This is a genomic window from Arthrobacter sp. TJ-240 (assembly GCF_058269195.1).
Genome location: NZ_JBZCNG010000003.1, coordinates 426,820 through 441,347 on the forward strand (window position 1 = coordinate 426,820; position 14,528 = coordinate 441,347).

General features: G+C 62.7%; 17 protein-coding genes. 9 read left to right on the plus strand and 8 right to left on the minus strand.

All coding sequences use genetic code 11. The annotated features are described in order from the left end of the window. The first annotated feature begins 19 nt into the window (after positions 1–19). The 3 genes from AC4D2C_RS10225 (at position 20) to AC4D2C_RS10235 (ending at position 3,686) form a co-directional block, all read left to right on the plus strand. On the plus strand, positions 20–1,507 hold the full coding sequence (locus AC4D2C_RS10225; protein WP_490914581.1) for an alanine/glycine:cation symporter family protein: 1,488 nt from the start codon (positions 20–22) through the stop codon (positions 1,505–1,507). Positions 1,508–1,922: 415 nt separating this feature from the next. Beyond that, on the plus strand, positions 1,923–2,420 hold the full coding sequence (locus AC4D2C_RS10230) for an SRPBCC family protein (protein WP_490914583.1): 498 nt from the start codon (positions 1,923–1,925) through the stop codon (positions 2,418–2,420). Between the two features lie 168 nt (positions 2,421–2,588). Next, positions 2,589–3,686, plus strand: a complete 1,098-nt coding sequence (locus AC4D2C_RS10235; RefSeq protein WP_490914585.1) for an alanine racemase — start codon at positions 2,589–2,591, stop codon at positions 3,684–3,686. A 149-nt stretch (positions 3,687–3,835) separates the two neighbouring features. Here AC4D2C_RS10235 and AC4D2C_RS10240 read toward each other — a convergent pair whose 3' ends face one another. Further along, a complete protein-coding gene (locus AC4D2C_RS10240; protein WP_490914587.1) occupies positions 3,836–4,786 on the minus strand; it encodes a DMT family transporter in 951 nt (316 codons plus the stop codon). Positions 4,787–4,877: 91 nt separating this feature from the next. On the opposite strand from AC4D2C_RS10240, the gene AC4D2C_RS10245 reads away from it, so the two are divergent. Further along, positions 4,878–5,753, plus strand: coding sequence for a LysR family transcriptional regulator (locus AC4D2C_RS10245; protein WP_490914588.1), 876 nt, complete (start codon positions 4,878–4,880; stop codon positions 5,751–5,753). A 205-nt stretch (positions 5,754–5,958) separates the two neighbouring features. Here AC4D2C_RS10245 and AC4D2C_RS10250 read toward each other — a convergent pair whose 3' ends face one another. Beyond that, positions 5,959–6,447, minus strand: a complete 489-nt coding sequence (locus AC4D2C_RS10250) for a GNAT family N-acetyltransferase (RefSeq protein ID WP_490914589.1) — start codon at positions 6,445–6,447, stop codon at positions 5,959–5,961. 317 nt (positions 6,448–6,764) lie between these two features. On the opposite strand from AC4D2C_RS10250, the gene AC4D2C_RS10255 reads away from it, so the two are divergent. The 3 genes from AC4D2C_RS10255 to AC4D2C_RS10265 all read left to right on the plus strand — a co-directional run bounded on the left by AC4D2C_RS10255 (position 6,765) and on the right by AC4D2C_RS10265 (position 8,321). After that, positions 6,765–7,190, plus strand: a complete 426-nt coding sequence (locus tag AC4D2C_RS10255; RefSeq protein ID WP_490914591.1) for a GNAT family N-acetyltransferase — start codon at positions 6,765–6,767, stop codon at positions 7,188–7,190. A 139-nt stretch (positions 7,191–7,329) separates the two neighbouring features. Continuing rightward, positions 7,330–7,701, plus strand: coding sequence for a hypothetical protein (locus AC4D2C_RS10260; protein WP_490914592.1), 372 nt, complete (start codon positions 7,330–7,332; stop codon positions 7,699–7,701). Between the two features lie 113 nt (positions 7,702–7,814). Then, positions 7,815–8,321 (plus strand): GNAT family N-acetyltransferase, encoded by a 507-nt coding sequence (locus tag AC4D2C_RS10265; protein WP_490914594.1) that lies wholly within the window; start codon positions 7,815–7,817, stop codon positions 8,319–8,321. A 486-nt stretch (positions 8,322–8,807) separates the two neighbouring features. Here the strand turns inward: AC4D2C_RS10265 and AC4D2C_RS10270 are convergent, their stop codons facing one another. After that, positions 8,808–10,058, minus strand: a complete 1,251-nt coding sequence (locus tag AC4D2C_RS10270; RefSeq protein WP_490914596.1) for an MFS transporter — start codon at positions 10,056–10,058, stop codon at positions 8,808–8,810. Between the two features lie 74 nt (positions 10,059–10,132). On the opposite strand from AC4D2C_RS10270, the gene AC4D2C_RS10275 reads away from it, so the two are divergent. Next, the gene (locus AC4D2C_RS10275) at positions 10,133–10,690 is read left to right on the plus strand and encodes an ArsR/SmtB family transcription factor (protein WP_490914598.1); all 558 of its coding nucleotides are present in this window, start codon (positions 10,133–10,135) and stop codon (positions 10,688–10,690) included. Between the two features lie 115 nt (positions 10,691–10,805). Here the strand turns inward: AC4D2C_RS10275 and AC4D2C_RS10280 are convergent, their stop codons facing one another. Continuing rightward, on the minus strand, positions 10,806–11,123 hold the full coding sequence (locus AC4D2C_RS10280; RefSeq protein ID WP_490914600.1) for a hypothetical protein: 318 nt from the start codon (positions 11,121–11,123) through the stop codon (positions 10,806–10,808). Positions 11,124–11,277: 154 nt separating this feature from the next. Between AC4D2C_RS10280 and AC4D2C_RS10285 the strand changes: the two genes are divergently transcribed. Continuing rightward, positions 11,278–11,553 carry a nucleotidyltransferase domain-containing protein gene (locus tag AC4D2C_RS10285; RefSeq protein WP_490914814.1) on the plus strand — a complete coding sequence of 92 codons (276 nt, stop codon included), beginning with the start codon at positions 11,278–11,280 and terminating at the stop codon, positions 11,551–11,553. Positions 11,554–11,814: 261 nt separating this feature from the next. Here AC4D2C_RS10285 and AC4D2C_RS10290 read toward each other — a convergent pair whose 3' ends face one another. The 4 genes from AC4D2C_RS10290 to AC4D2C_RS10305 all read right to left on the minus strand — a co-directional run bounded on the left by AC4D2C_RS10290 (position 11,815) and on the right by AC4D2C_RS10305 (position 14,520). Then, complete coding sequence (locus AC4D2C_RS10290) at positions 11,815–12,411, minus strand: hypothetical protein (RefSeq protein ID WP_490914602.1); 597 nt, start codon at positions 12,409–12,411, stop codon at positions 11,815–11,817. A 49-nt stretch (positions 12,412–12,460) separates the two neighbouring features. Further along, positions 12,461–13,120 carry an ATP-binding protein gene (locus AC4D2C_RS10295; RefSeq protein WP_490914605.1) on the minus strand — a complete coding sequence of 220 codons (660 nt, stop codon included), beginning with the start codon at positions 13,118–13,120 and terminating at the stop codon, positions 12,461–12,463. A gap of 190 nt (positions 13,121–13,310) precedes the next feature. Continuing rightward, a complete protein-coding gene (locus tag AC4D2C_RS10300) occupies positions 13,311–13,589 on the minus strand; it encodes a putative quinol monooxygenase (RefSeq protein ID WP_490914606.1) in 279 nt (92 codons plus the stop codon). A 37-nt stretch (positions 13,590–13,626) separates the two neighbouring features. Further along, positions 13,627–14,520, minus strand: coding sequence for an SDR family oxidoreductase (locus AC4D2C_RS10305; protein WP_490914608.1), 894 nt, complete (start codon positions 14,518–14,520; stop codon positions 13,627–13,629). Positions 14,521–14,528 lie beyond the last annotated feature (8 nt).

Below are 14,528 nucleotides of genomic sequence, written 5' to 3' on the forward strand. Positions count from 1 at the left end.
GTGAGAGATACTGACCCGCATGGATTCTGTGAACGAGTGGCTACTGACCTGGGGCGACAATCTGTGGACGTGGATCATTCTGCCCGTCGTCGTGAGTCTGGGGATCTACTTCACAATCCGTTCCGGGGTGGTGCAGGTTCGTCTCATCCCGGAGATGTTCCGGACCCTGACGAACAAGACACCGCAGACGGAGTCCGGGCAGCCGCAGTCAGTCTCGGCCTTCCAAGCGTTCACCATCTCTGCGGCGTCGCGGGTCGGGGTGGGCAACATCGCCGGCGTCGCCACCGCGATCGCGGTCGGAGGACCCGGAGCGGTCTTCTGGATGTGGATGATGGCATTCATCGGTGGCGCATCGAGCTTCATCGAGTCGTCGCTTGCGCAGCTCTACAAGGTCCGCGACACAGACAGCTTCCGAGGCGGCCCCGCCTACTACATAGAGCGCGGATTGAAGGCTCGCTGGCTGGGGGTGTGGTTCGCGGTCATCCTCATCATCTGCTTCCCCTTCGCGTTCAGCTCGCTGCAGGCCAACACCATCGCGGCGACGGTCACCTCGAGCGTCGGCGGGGACCTGACGTGGCTGCCGTGGGCGATCGGTGTAGGGGTTGCGACCCTGACAGCGCTCGTCGTCTTCGGCGGAGTCCGACGTATCGCGTCCGTCACGCAACTGCTCGTGCCCATCATGGCGCTGGCCTACCTGCTGCTCGGGCTCGCCGTCGTCGCCCTCAACCTCGACCGGGTCGGTCCGGTGTTCGTCGACATATTCACTTCCGCGTGGGGGTTCAACGAGGTCGTCGGTGCTGCGTTCGGGTACATCATTCTCACCGGCGTGAAGCGCGGCATGTTCTCCAATGAGGCGGGGCTCGGATCAGCCCCCAACGCAGGAGCGAGCGCGGCCGTCACCCATCCCGTGAAGCAGGGACTCGTGCAGACACTCGGGGTCTACTTCGACACGTTCCTGGTCTGCTCCATCACGGCGTTCATCATCCTCGTCTCCGGGCCCGACCTCGCGGGAGCAGAACGAGGAATCGGGCTGACCCAGGGTGCACTGGTCGGCACTCTCGGTGAATGGTCGAACATCGCACTGAGCGTGATCGTCTTCATGCTGGCGTTCTCCTCCATCATCGGCAACTACTACTACGGCCAATCGAACATCGAGTTCATCACCAAGCGGCGCGCAGTGCTGACCGCATACCGGGTGCTCGTCGTCGTCGCAGTGCTCGCCGGGTCCGTGGTCGGTGCCGACCTCATCTGGAACTTCGCCGACGGCGTCATGGGGCTCATGGCCCTGACGAACCTGATCGCTATCGGTCTGCTCTCCGGGATCGCGTTCCGGTTGCTCAAGGACTACACGAGCCAGCGTCGCGAGGGCCGCGACCCGGTATTCACCCGCAACATCTTCCCCGACCTGACGGGCGTCGAATGCTGGGAGGACGAGCTCACCGTAACGGGTCCGATACACATCCAGACCATCAATAAGCGCCGCGATTTCCTCCCCACTGAGAAATAGGGGGCCTGACGCGGTTACCGAAGAAGTGGGCGGGCGCACGTCGTGCTCTTGTGTAGGGGCACCCTGATCCTCCGCAAGTTGGGCCGCCCCGGAGACCATCAGCCCGAAGCAGTAGTAGGCAGACGGCCGAACCGAGGTGAACGCTCGATTGCGTGCGTCGGGACTCACTGCTCGTGCGGGGATCCCCCTTACGGGACTGAAGATGCAGGAGAGCTGACGTGTCTCGTCGTTCCGTCCCGCATCTCACAGGTTGCGGGACGGTTCATGGTGATCTGGAAGGGTTGGGCAGGAGACCGCCCACCGATTGGAGTTCGCGCTGGGCATCGGCGAGTGGGCATTGACTCACCCGCGCATCGGGGTGATCCTGTAGGCCGCACCGTTCCGCAGGGAGGGCGCGGATCACGGGAGGCATCTGATGCAGACTCTGGACCGGGATGAGCTGAGTATCCACGTCGATGCTCCACCCCAGAGCGTCTACGACATCGTGGCCGACGTGACCAGGACACCGGAATACAGCCCGGAGGTAGCATCCTGCGTGTGGCTCGGTGGTGCTGTTGGTCCAGAGCTGGGTGCCCGGTTCAAGGCACAGAACAAGATCGGGAGATCTCGATGGAGCAACAAGCCGATCGTCACAGCAGTGCTGCCCGGCCGAGAGTTCGCTTTCGCCCGCACCGAACCACTGTGTGGCACTGTGCACTGGCGTTACAGGTTCGAACCTGAGAACGGGGGAACCCGCGTAACCGAGTCGTATGAAGTAGTGCGGCCCATCACCCGGGCCGGGTGGATCATCGTGAGCGGCTTCGGTCGTGACCGGGACCGTCGCAAGACCATGCATGACGGCATTGAGGAAAGCCTCCAACGGCTTCGCAGTGTCGCGGAACAGGCACAGAACGCAGCACCCACCACCCCCTAGCGGCCGATGCCGTTCGACTTGGAAACCCCGCAAACCGCGAGCGCCGTAGGCGCCAGAAATCGCAAGACGGCATCCGTCGGCTCGACGTGGGAATGCGCGCCTGCACGAAGGCCGGGGCCCCGGAACCTGTCGTGCAGAGGACTGCGAGAAACAACCTAAGCTTCAAGTGTGACCACGGGCCCTATTTCCTCCTCTGCCGAGAAACTCCGAGGTTCGCCTACGCCGGTTCTCGTCCTCGACGAGGGCGTACTCGATCGGAATATCGCGGCGGCCGCTGCGTCGGCTCACGAACAGGGCCTCGCCATGCGCCCGCACGCAAAGACGCACAAATCGATTGAGATCGCCCGCAGGCAGCTTGCCGTGGGCGCCGTCGGACTGACGGTCGCGACGGTGTCCGAAGCAGAGGTGTTCGCTGCCGGAGGCATACGCGATCTGTTCATCGCCTACCCTCTGTGGCTCGATTCCGATAAGACGCGGCGCCTGCGTCTTCTGCTCGAGATCGCCCGGGTCCGCGTCGGGGTCGACTCGGCCGCTTCGGCCGAGCGTCTCGCCGCGGCAATACCGGAGGCAGAGCGTGCCGCGCTCGACATCGTGGTGGAGATCGACTCCGGGCATCATCGCAGCGGGGTCTTCCCGGCAGAGTCCGGAGCCGTCGCGTCCGCCGCAACAGATGCTGGGCTCGACGTGGCTGGGGTGTTCACATTTCCAGGACACAGTTATGCCCTGGAGGGGCGTGCGGCTGCGGCGCGGGACGAAGCCGTAGCGCTCCGGGCAGCCGTTGATTCGCTGGCGGCGTCAGGTCTTGCTACGCGGGTGGTAAGCGGTGGCTCAACACCATCGGCTGCTTTTGCGGATTCCAACGTGTTGACAGAACTGAGGCCGGGGGTCTCGGCCCTGGGAGATGCTCAGCAGTGGGAGTTGGGCACGATTGAACCTGAGTCCATCGCGCTCACCGTGCTCGCCACGATCGTGTCGCGCAGGAGCGGACACCTCATCGCGGACGCTGGCAGCAAAGTGCTCTCCTCTGACCGCGGCCCGATGTCCACAGGGTTTGGCCGTCTGCTGCACTTCCCCGAAGCGCGCATCACTGTGCTTTCAGAGCATCACGCAACCATCACGGGAGTAGACCTACCAGTGGGAAGCCGGGTGAGTATTGTGCCGAATCACGTGTGCGTCGCGGTCAACTTGGCCGACACCTATCGGGTGCTATCAAGCGATGGTGACGTTACGTCGTGGCCCGTTGATGCACGCGGGCGCAATACCTGAGGTTCACCGCTCAGGGGCGTGAGGGCAGTGGTACGCACCCCGGAACGACGCGGGACGCTGCCCAGACGACTGCGAGAAGCGACAGACTCCTTCCACCCTTCCCACGAGCATTTAATTGTCCTCCCGAAGATGAGAATGAAGGACGCGTGTTAGTCCTCAAGGTGCCGGAGCCGGAGATGTGGCGATGTCAGTGTGAGTCGGCCTTGGCTGACGAGGACGGCGAGGATCACGATGATCCCGCCGACGATCTCGTTCCACTCGATGCGTTCGTGCAGGACGAGGACCCCGAGGAATACACCTCCTATGGGGGTCAGGTAGGTCACTGTAGAGGCGACGGTTGCCCCCCAGGCGTTGATGACGTTGGTGTACCAGATATATGCGAGACCGGTTCCGACCGCCCCGAGCAGAATGATGCTCACGAGGATCGCCGGTGTGAGATTGACCGGGTCACGACCGATGAGGGGCGTGAGGGCGGCTATCACGAGGGCTCCTGCGCCGATCTGGCTGGCAGCGACCGTGACGGAGTCGTAGTCGTGGGAGCGGAAGAACCTGCGGGTGTACGTGAATCCCAGCCCGTAACAGGTCGTCCCGCCCAGACAAGCCAGCTGCGCGAGGAGGTTCGCGTGCTGGACATCGGCCAAGGAATGCCAGGGTCCGACGACGAGGATGATGCCTCCGGCGGCGATGAACATTGCCACGGTCTTGATCCTGGTGAGGCGTTCTTCGGGCAGGACGGCGAGGGCGATGAGCATCGTCGCAATCGGGGTCGTCGCGTTGAAGATGCTCGAAAGTCCGGAGGGTAGGTATTGGGCCGCCCAGGAGAACATCAGGAACGGAGCTACGCACATCAGGATCCCGATCGCGAACAGGTGCAGCCAGGTCCTGGCACCGCTGGGCCACCGACGCCGGGTCAGAACCATGATGAGTGCCAGCAGGACCGCGCCTCCCATGAGCCGGCCGAGGACAACCTGCGCGGGTGAGAGCTCTTCGACGGCGACCTTGATGAACAGGAAACTCGAGCCCCATACAGCTGCGGCGGCGATGTACTGGGCCCCGATGGATAGTGATGCCCTGGCTGGTTTCTCGATGAGGGCAGACATGCAGTTACCTTTCGACTCGTTCCGCCTAGCGTGTCGACATAGGGCATGATGAGTCCAGTGCATCCACACCATCCATACATGAGGTGAGTTCATGGGCGTGACCTTGAAGCAACTGGCTGTCCTATCCGCTGTGGTCGAGCATGACGGGTTCGGGGCGGCGGCCGAGGCACTCGGCGTCGATCAGTCCTCCGTATCCCACAGCGTCGCGGCCCTGGAAAAAGCGGCGGGAGCGTCGTTGGTGAACCGGACGAGTCCGCTGCGTCCGACGGAGTTGGGCCGTGCTCTGCTGCCGCATGCCCGCACCGCGTTGGCCGCCTCACGGGCCATCGAGTCGCTCATCGACGAGCACCACCACAACAAGCTCACGGGAACGGTGCGGATCGCTGCCTCCCAGACTGCAGCACACCGCATGCTGCCGAAACTCATGAATCACTGGGCGGAGGTCTTCCCCGATGTCGACGTACGGGTCTTCGAAGGCGATGATGACGAACTCGAGGAGTGGCTGAACAGCGGCGTGGTGGACTGCGCCATCCTCATCGACCCCGAATCAGCCCCCTCTGAAGCCCTGGAACTTGCCACCGACAGGTTCCAGGCCGTGATCCGCAAAGACCACCCCTTCAGCTCCCAGGACCAGGTGGAACTCACTGACCTTCTTGAAGACCCGCTGCTGGTGTCCTCAGGCGGATGTGAACCCCAGATCAAGACGCTTCACACCATCAGCGGCGTCCGGTACAGCCCAGCACAACGCGTACGAGAGATCTCCACGCTCCTGAGCATGGTGGAGAACAATATTGGCGTGGCCATAATGCCGGCCCTCGCCGCGTCGATGCTGCCCGACACGCTCACCATGGTCGACTTACAACCACATCTGGAACGCCGACTAGTCCTCACCGGACCAGCGAACAGACCATGGCACCCACAAGTCACCCGCATGCTCGGACTGACCATGACCAGCCCCGGCAACTGAACACGACGCCGTAGCGAGTAGCATGGCCCCAATTAGCCTCGCTGGAAAAGGCGATCAATGATCAAGCAGCGAAGGGCTACCGGCTCCACACCATCACCACCTCGAGCAGCGGGAGCAAGGGGATCGGTGGCGGGGACCGCACCCAAGCCACGATGGTTTTCGAGAGCCTCGCATAGAGCGCTTCGGCTGATCCCCTACCGAGCGTTCACGTTACTTTGATCAGCTTGGTGTACCTGTCGAGTTTGTCGGAGTTTGAATCCAGTACGAAACCGCGTCGAAGAAGAACATGGGCAGAGGCCTTGTTCTCCGGGTCGACCTGCGCGATGAGTGTGGAAGTTCCGAATAGCTCGGGAAGGTTGGTGATGGCTTCATCCAGCATGGTTCCGGCGAAGCCCTTGCCCCAATGCTCGGGAGATACCCAGTACCCGATTTCCACTCCGTCGTCCTTACGGGTTGAGGCTACGAGCCCGACCGGATTGGTATCAAGCATGGCAATGAACCAGCGAACCGCCCCAACCTCCTCCACTGGAAGGTGTTCAAGGGCCAGGTCAATGCGTGAGGCCATGGCGTCTTCGTCCCAGGGCTGTCCGTTCCCTACGAATCGTGTCACTCGGTGGTCGCTGGCGAGAGAAGTGAAGAAGGGCGAATGTGCGCGCTGGAAGGGGTGAAGAGACAGCGTTGTAGCCTCTGGCATGAGGTGAGCTTTTCACAGAGGACGCAAGCCTCTCGACGAGGACGAGCCGCGCAGCTGAGAATCTGAAGCGCTGCTACCAAGGCGCATCCCGCTCGAGGATCCTCAGCGCGCATCGGCGACGACCCGAACTCTGCACGTAAAGCCACCGGATTGTGGGACGGCTTATGACCGGGGAGCGATGGTCGCCCGCTGTCGCTGATTGATAGGTTCGGGCGATGAGTAGAGCGCGTGTCGTGGTCAGACCACCGTTGGAGCAGGACGCCCTGTACCTGGCGGAAGTGCATGTAGCGGCCTGGCGCGCCGCGTACAGGGGTGTAATGACTGACGAGTACCTCGACGGATTGAATGCTGAGCAGATGAGCGGAGGATGGCGTCGGGGCATCACCGCGCCCGGCCAGGGAACGGCGCGCCTGCTTGCCGAGGTGGACGATGAAGTCGTCGGTTTCGCCATAGTCGGCCCGCCGGACGCGACCACAGATGCTGAAGCGGGGGCGGGGCAGCTGTACGCGATCAATGTCCACCCGGACCGGTGGGCACAGGGGGTCGGGTCCGTCTTGTTCGCCGCCGCGGAGCAGAAGCTGCGCGATCTTAGCTACCAGCGCGGCTTTCTCTGGGTGGAGAAGAACAACGATCGCGCCATCGGCTTCTACACCGGCCGCGGGTGGCATCCCGACGGCGGCGTCCTGGAAGACACCCGGTTCACGCCCCCAGTAATGGAAAGCCGTCACAGCCGGGTGTTCTGACCACGGAAAGCAGCAAAGAACTCGCGTTGGTTGCCTTCGACGATGCCCCAGCCGCATTCGGCCCGCCCGAGAAAGCGCCCGCTGACGGACCGGCTTACGGGCAGGAGTGCGCAGTAGTGTCAGCAGTAGTGTCAGTTGCATGGCGATGCACCAGGATGAGCTCGGTATCAGCGCCGTGACGGTAGATCAGCTCGTCCTCGAGCAGTTTCCCGAATGGGGCGGCGAAACCATTCGGCGAGTGGAGACCAGTGGCACGGTCAGCGCGATCTACCGTATTGGAAGTGCCACAACGGCGAGGTTTCCACGTCGCAGTTCTGATCCCACACTGCTGGCCGCGGACTTGCGTAGTGAAGCAGCGGCAGTGCGGGAACTGCTGGAGGCATTGGCTCAACCGAATGGCAGCGCGGTGCTCCATGGGTGTTTCAACAGGCCACGGGCCTGGTCTGGTACTACCGGAGGACCAATCCCTCAATGGCTGAGCTTGGCCGGAACACCCTTAGGCGCATCGTGACCCACGATGAGCTCGCGAGTACCCTTGCCTCTGTTCGGTGAAGCATCCACCGCCGCTCACGGGCCCGCGACTTCTGGCAGGACTCATCGGGCTGACCCGTAGCATGTGAACCCATGGAACTACGTCTTCTTTCCGAGTCCGATAAGGACCAGGCACTCCTCGCCCACAGGGAACTGGCCGCTGAACAGTTCGATTTCCTCTTCAGCTACGACGACGCCGTCGACTGGGCGGAGTATCTCGAGAAGGTCGAGGACACACGACAAGGCCGGAGTCTTCCCGAGGAATACGTTCCTGCCACCTTTTTCATCGCGGAGGTCGACGGGGACCTCGTGGGGCGGGTATCGATCCGACACAAGCTCAATCCTGTGTTGCGGACCGTCGGCGGGCATATCGGGTACGCCGTTCGCCCTCAGTTCAGGCGGCGTGGCTATGCCCAAGAGATGTTGAAACATGCCCTCGTCGAAGCGAAGCGACTTGGGATTGATCACGTCCTGGTGACCTGTGACGCGGACAACCTGGGGTCGAAGACAACTATCGAACGGTGTGGAGGAGTCTTCGAGGCGCCGCGGGCAGTCGATGGTTCTACGGCGGACAAGCTCCGCTACTGGATTACGACCTAAGCGCCGCTCGCACTGTACTCAGCGTCGCGAATAAGCAGCCCCTTTCGTACACGTCCCGATTTCCTCGGCGTAAGGCAGAGTAGGTGGTCGTGCACGCGCCCGTCGCTGTGGCCCTTCACCGCGCTCAAGCCGACGCAACGAGGGGAAGGTCGCGGGATCCTGAGTTCCGTGATGCAGCTCATGCACGTTTCATCGAGCGTCTCCCGGGTATACCTGCACATCTGTCCATCGACTCGTCGAAGTTCTCCCCCGCTGACATCGTCGCTGCTATCGAACGCCTGCTCATCCCTCAAGCTGCGACGTCAGTGCGTCGAGGATCCCCTTGTGGACGGAGACCGTTGGGCAGGGCGTACTTGGCTCAACGCCTCCCCCGCGACCACCTAACGCACGTATAAGGTGCAAACTTCCGGTGGCGTACGGGTGAGCTCCCTAGCGGACTTCGGAATCCGACATTCCAGAGGATGGTCGGGAAAGATCCGTGTCGGCTCATGGCTGGATCTCGGCGGCGGCGATTGCCTTGCTCGTCAGGATGGGCATCAATCCCAGCAGTGCCAGGGTCAGCATTCCCATGATGGCGAACATGGCTTGCAGGCCGACCCATTGGGCCAGCAGGCCGCCGGCTGCGGCTCCTAGCGGCATGGTGCCCCAGGCCAGCAGGCGGTAGGCGCTGTTGATTCTTCCGAGCAGGCGGTTGGGCGTGATGCGTTGGCGCAGGGACACGGTGATGACATTCCACAGCACGATCAGCATGCCTCCGACGAAGAAGATCGGTCCAAGGACGTAGGGGTTGTCGGTGATGGCGGGCCCACCGGCGAACAAGGCGGCCCCGAAGATCGTCAGGGTCAGAGATGCCGACCTGCCGAGCCTGGCTTCCACGCGTTCGGCGATGATCGAGCCGGCGAACGCGCCCAGAGCCGAGGTGGTCAAGAGCAGGCCGAAGCCCGTTGCGGACAGCCCCATCGGTGAAGCCGGGCCGACGACGAACAGCACCAGGACGGCGAAAGCGGCACTGGAGGCGAAGTTGAACACTCCGGTCATCACCGCGAGGGTGCGAAGGATCCTGTGGTTCCGGAGGAATCGCAGGCCTTCACCGATGTCGAACCTCAGTGTGGTCTTGTGCTCACGCTCGGTGCGGAAAGATCCTCGGATCAGGAGAAGGCCCCCGGCGGCGACAAGCCATAGTGCCGCCGGCACGGCGAAGCCGGCAACGACGCCGAGTGCCACCAGCAGCCCGCCCAGTGGCGGCCCGATGAACTGGTTGGTGAGGAGCTCGACGCCGTAGAGCCGGCCGTTGGCGCGCGAGAGCTGATCCTTGTGCACCACCTGAGGCAGGATCGCCTGGGCGGAGGTGTCATAAAGCGTTTCGGCCACGCCCACCATCAGCGCGACAGTGTAAAGAGCCCAGAGGGACCCCCCGTCGAGCAGAATGGCTCCCACCAGCAGCCCAGACAGTACGGCCCGGCCAAGGTTGGCCCACACCATCAGCCTGCGCCGGTCCAGCCGGTCGGCCAGCGCTCCGGCGGTCAAGGTGAATAGAAGCCAGGGAAGTGTCGCGGCGACACTGAGCCCGGCAATCAGGACAGGCGACTGGGTGAGCTGGATGGCCAGCAGCGGGAGCGCGATCTTGAAGACTCCGTCCGCGAGGTTGGAAAGCCCCGAGGAGGCCCACAGCTTCCAGTAGGAGGCCCCTAGCGGCGCCCGGCCCGTCTTGTTCGCCTGCACCGCATGAGGAGTCATAGGTGGACCATTCCACACTGATTTACAAAGTTCAAGGTGATGGATTGCAGTACATCAAACTGTAGGATGAGCTCATGACCACCACAGGACCGCTAGAAGCAGATGGGCAGTCGGGCGGAATCAGGAAGCCTGCCGCAACTGCCCGGGAGATCAAGGCTCTGGCCCATCCGCTGCGCCTGAGAATCCTGCGCCTGTGCGGACTTCACGAACTGACCAACAAGCAGCTCGCCGATCAGCTGGGCCAGGATCCAGGAACGGTGCTCTATCACGTGCGGCAACTACTCTCGACCGGGTTCCTCGAAGCGGCCGAGGTCCGCACCGGAAGCAGCGGCGCACTTGAAAAACCGTACCGATCCACGGGGCGGTCCTGGCATCTGGATACCGCCCCCAGCGACGCCGGACCTGACGGCCCCCTGGCGCCGATCGAGGCTTTCCGGGAGGAACTGACCGAAGCGGGCCCGGACGCGCTGGCGAGCCTCTCGCGCTTTGTTCTGCACCTCTCTGCGGAAGACGCCGAGGACCTCATCACACGCGTCCACGCCGTACTGAGCGAGTACACGGACAGCGACGGGCAACGAACCGACCAGCCCGCGTACGGGGGGATCTTCGTCCTTCACCGGACACCGGACTAGGACGTCGATCCCTTCAAGAACGAACCGGCGGAACTATTCACCTCAAGGTGTCCGGTAATGGATTGTTGGCCTCAAGGGATCGTCGATTGCGCAGCCCTTCGTTAGAGGCTCCCTTCTAGAACGGGGCGAGTCCAACGAAGAGGGACAGGAACAGGGCACAGAGGAGCCAGATGAACCCGAGGCCTGCGAAAAGAAGGCTTGCCTGCGAGGAACGGTTTTTGAGCACTGTCTGAGGTTTCACACACAGGTAGATGAGGACAAGGAAGGGTGCAAAGAGGAGAGCTGCAGCGGCAACCCTGAAGGTTTGGGCGTCGGAGGCGACCCCGAGCGCGAAACCCTGTTGGACCTTGGCCCAGAACCAGGCCCCTAAGAGGCCGGCAAACAGGATCGTCGCTGTTACGGCAGCGGGCTTCGCGGTAGCGGCTTTTCTCATGAGGCTTCCCTTGCGTTCGCCGCACCCGGCGGGCTCACCTAGAACCTACTGCGAAATGACCTGCGGACAAGAATGCGGGCAGCGTCCGGTGAAGGATCCTCCCACGGTGATGCGGTGACTTCTCAACGAGTAGCATCCCTCCATTACATCGAGACTGAAGGGACGCCGGCGAGCTGCTCATCAGATCATTGGCGAAGTTGCTGCATGGGCAGAGCAGGAAGACAGAGTGAAAGCCCTGGCTCTCGTGGGGTCTTGCGCCCGAGGAGCTGAGCGAATGGCCAGCGATGTAGACCTAGTGGTATTGACCGACATTCCCGAAAGTCTTGAAGACACGGCATGGTTTGAACAACTCGGTCCTGGCGCGCGTCTGATTCGCTCCGAGGAATGGAGCCAGTACGCGAACGCCGATTCCGGCTGGTATCAGGGCTGATCGTGGAATTGGGCATTGCTCCCTCGAGCTGGGCTGACCTCCCCTCGGACCAAGGAACGCGCCGCGTCCTCCGGGACGGGCATCGTGTTCTGTACGACACAGGTCTCCTTGGAAGAGCTGTCGCAACCGTCGCCGAGTAGGAACCCGGTCGCCGGACTGTCGCAGCAAGGGATTCCTCAGCGGGAACCGGTCATCGCTGCTGCTGACTTGTGAGCCGTCGACGCAATCACACTGGATCGGTCCACCACGGGACGCGTTGGTTCATCTGCGCTGCAATGATCGCGAGAGCTTTGTCGTCGACATCCACAGGCCCGGCTCCATCGACATGAATGGCCCTGGCTCCGATGGCTGGGGTGATAGGAACGCGAGCCGTTGGCCCGGAGCCCACACGTACTCGTCATCGCAGCGATAACCCCGCAGCCAGACCTGTCCTCCCACAACACGAAGGTAGAACCCCTTGGGGTACTCCAGATCCTCGCTCACGGGCTCGGACGCAATGTGAATCGCTCCGCTTGGGCCGCGGCCCTGAGAGAGGACCGAGTCCGGCGCGTCCGCCTGGTCCATCATCGCCAATCGGAGGTAAGGGCCGGTCACCAAGGGACAGAGTTCGAGGCCCTGATTCCTTGCACCCGCGAAGACCTGAGACTGAACGGCGCCTTGCTCGAATCCGAGTTGCTCTACGGTTCGCTCCACGATGTGCAGCGTTTGTTCCGTTGAGTCCTCGAACACGGGGTGAGCGAGCAGCGTTTCGGCGTGGACATTGAGATGCACATCAGCATTTCGTAGCGCGTCGATGATCGCGGCCCGTGCCTGCCCCCCGACTCGGACCGGGAGACCTCCAACATTCGCTGCGCTCATGAAGCCATCCTCCGTCACTGGCAGCAAGACAACGAATCGCAGTGGAAGTTCAGGGAGTCCGCTGAAGAATCCCCGATGATGCATGGGTTGGAGGTCGTTGGATGCCTGCGAAGACAGGGGCTCGCCCGGCTTCGACGTCATCGATCCAGGTAACGACGGCGGAACCGACAGCAGCTGGGCAGAGGTCGGTAGTGTCCAGGACGCGCATCGCCCACGAAGGGTCTCCGGTTTGCAGCTGCGTCCACCGTTCCCAGCGCATCGACTCGAGGCCTCCGTCCGTCAGGACGTGCTGCATGTGCTGGGGGTCTTGTGCATGGGCGCGCATCCACCGCGCGAATGCCACATGATGACCCAGCGCCTCGTCAGTCTCAGCGCGAACCCTTAAACGCTCTCTTTGAGTCCGCTCATCGGCGTCGAGCACGCAGACAGCGATACCCTCAAGACCGTCAGCTTCCGGTACCGCGAGGAGTTCACCGGCTGCGACGGGGTCGCTGGCGAGGACAAGGTGCTTGCCCTGTGCCTGGAGCTCGACTGCGAGGATCACGGCTTGGCGTGCTGCTTGTTGCCTGTATGCCTTATCAGGATCCGGTGGCGAGGGAAGGACGCCCTCGAGCTCGATGCAGGCGAAGTCCGAGGAAAGAGCCGCAGCTAAGAACACCCCCACGGTGGACTTCCCCATCCCGCTTGCACCGGACACAAGGAACATCATCACCCCAACTTAGGGAAGACGCAGCCACTCGGACAAGGGCACACGCGTTGGAATCGCCGTGGCAATCATTCGAACTGTTCGACACCGGGGTTCTACACGTCGTTGGTCCTCCACTGCGCACGCATCCGGATCCATCTACGGGCCACCTCGAGATGCTCGGAATCGGAGTCCGGCGATGAGTTGTGCTGAACTAGATGCCCTTGATCTCGTACTGTCGGGCGATACTCGCGGTTGCCCTACCCCATTCACTCTCAGCGACTCGCTGCTGGTGTGCCCGGAACGATGCCGCGTCCTGAAAGTGTTCGTCGACCTGCCACACCAGCGTGTCCTCGGTGAGATTCACCTCGAAGGAAAGGCAGCCTTGTTCAGCGCGCGTCAGCTCGATGTGGAGCGGAAGGAGCTCTGCGACGACCGCCGCCTGGTGTCGGTCGCTGCAGACGAGTCGACCACTCAAGAAGACGTTGCTCATGGAGGCGGTGAGGTGGTGGCCCCGAGTAGTGCAATTTTCATGCGGACTGCTCTTCGGGCGTGTCGGGGTTCCATGTATCGCGTTCCCGTCGGGCGAAGCCAGCAAAGCTGATAGGTTCCCGTCCCAGAACTTGGCGGACTGTATCTGTCAGTCCGCCGGCGAGGCCGAGCCGGGCTGCGGTGTAAATGGCTGCTGTAACGACGGCCATGCCCCACGGCATGCCCAGGACTCTGTGTGCGTGCCAGAGGTAGTAGAAGACTCCCGGACGGGTGTAGCGGATGGAACGGCCGAGCTCATGGGTGAGAATTGCGGCGATCTGCTCATAGGTCAGGGCTTCGCCACCGGTGACGGTCCAGGCGATGTCCCCGTGCCCGGCGGGGTCCAGCAGGGCTGCTGAGGCCACAGCGCCGACATCCACGGCGTCGACGAAAGCTGTGGCACCACGCCCGGCCGGGACCAGAATCTCGTCGCGGTCCCGGATGTCGGTCAGGTGCGTTGTTGAGAGGTTCTGATGGAAGAACGAGGCCCTCACGAACGTCCACGCCAGGCCGGACCCGCGCAGCCACGCTTCGATGGCGGCGTGGGGGACGACTTTGTTCTTCTCGGCCCCTTGAAGGGAGAGGAACACAATGTGCCCGACGCCGTGGCTGCGTGCGTATTCAAGTGCCGGAATGATCTGTGTTTTCGGTCTGCCCAGATGTGGTGGGCGCATGAGGAACATCCGCCGGACCCCATCGAACGCAGCAACCCAGGTGCTGTCGTCGGTGAAGTCAAGGGCAACAGCCTCGACCCTGTCGCCGAACATCCGGGTCACGGACTCCGAGGTGCGCCCGGCTGCACGAACGCGTGACCCGGCCGCCAACAGTTCTGCGACGACGACTCTGCCGACATTTCCCGTTGCACCGGTTACCAAAATTACGTCGCCTGCCATGCGGATAT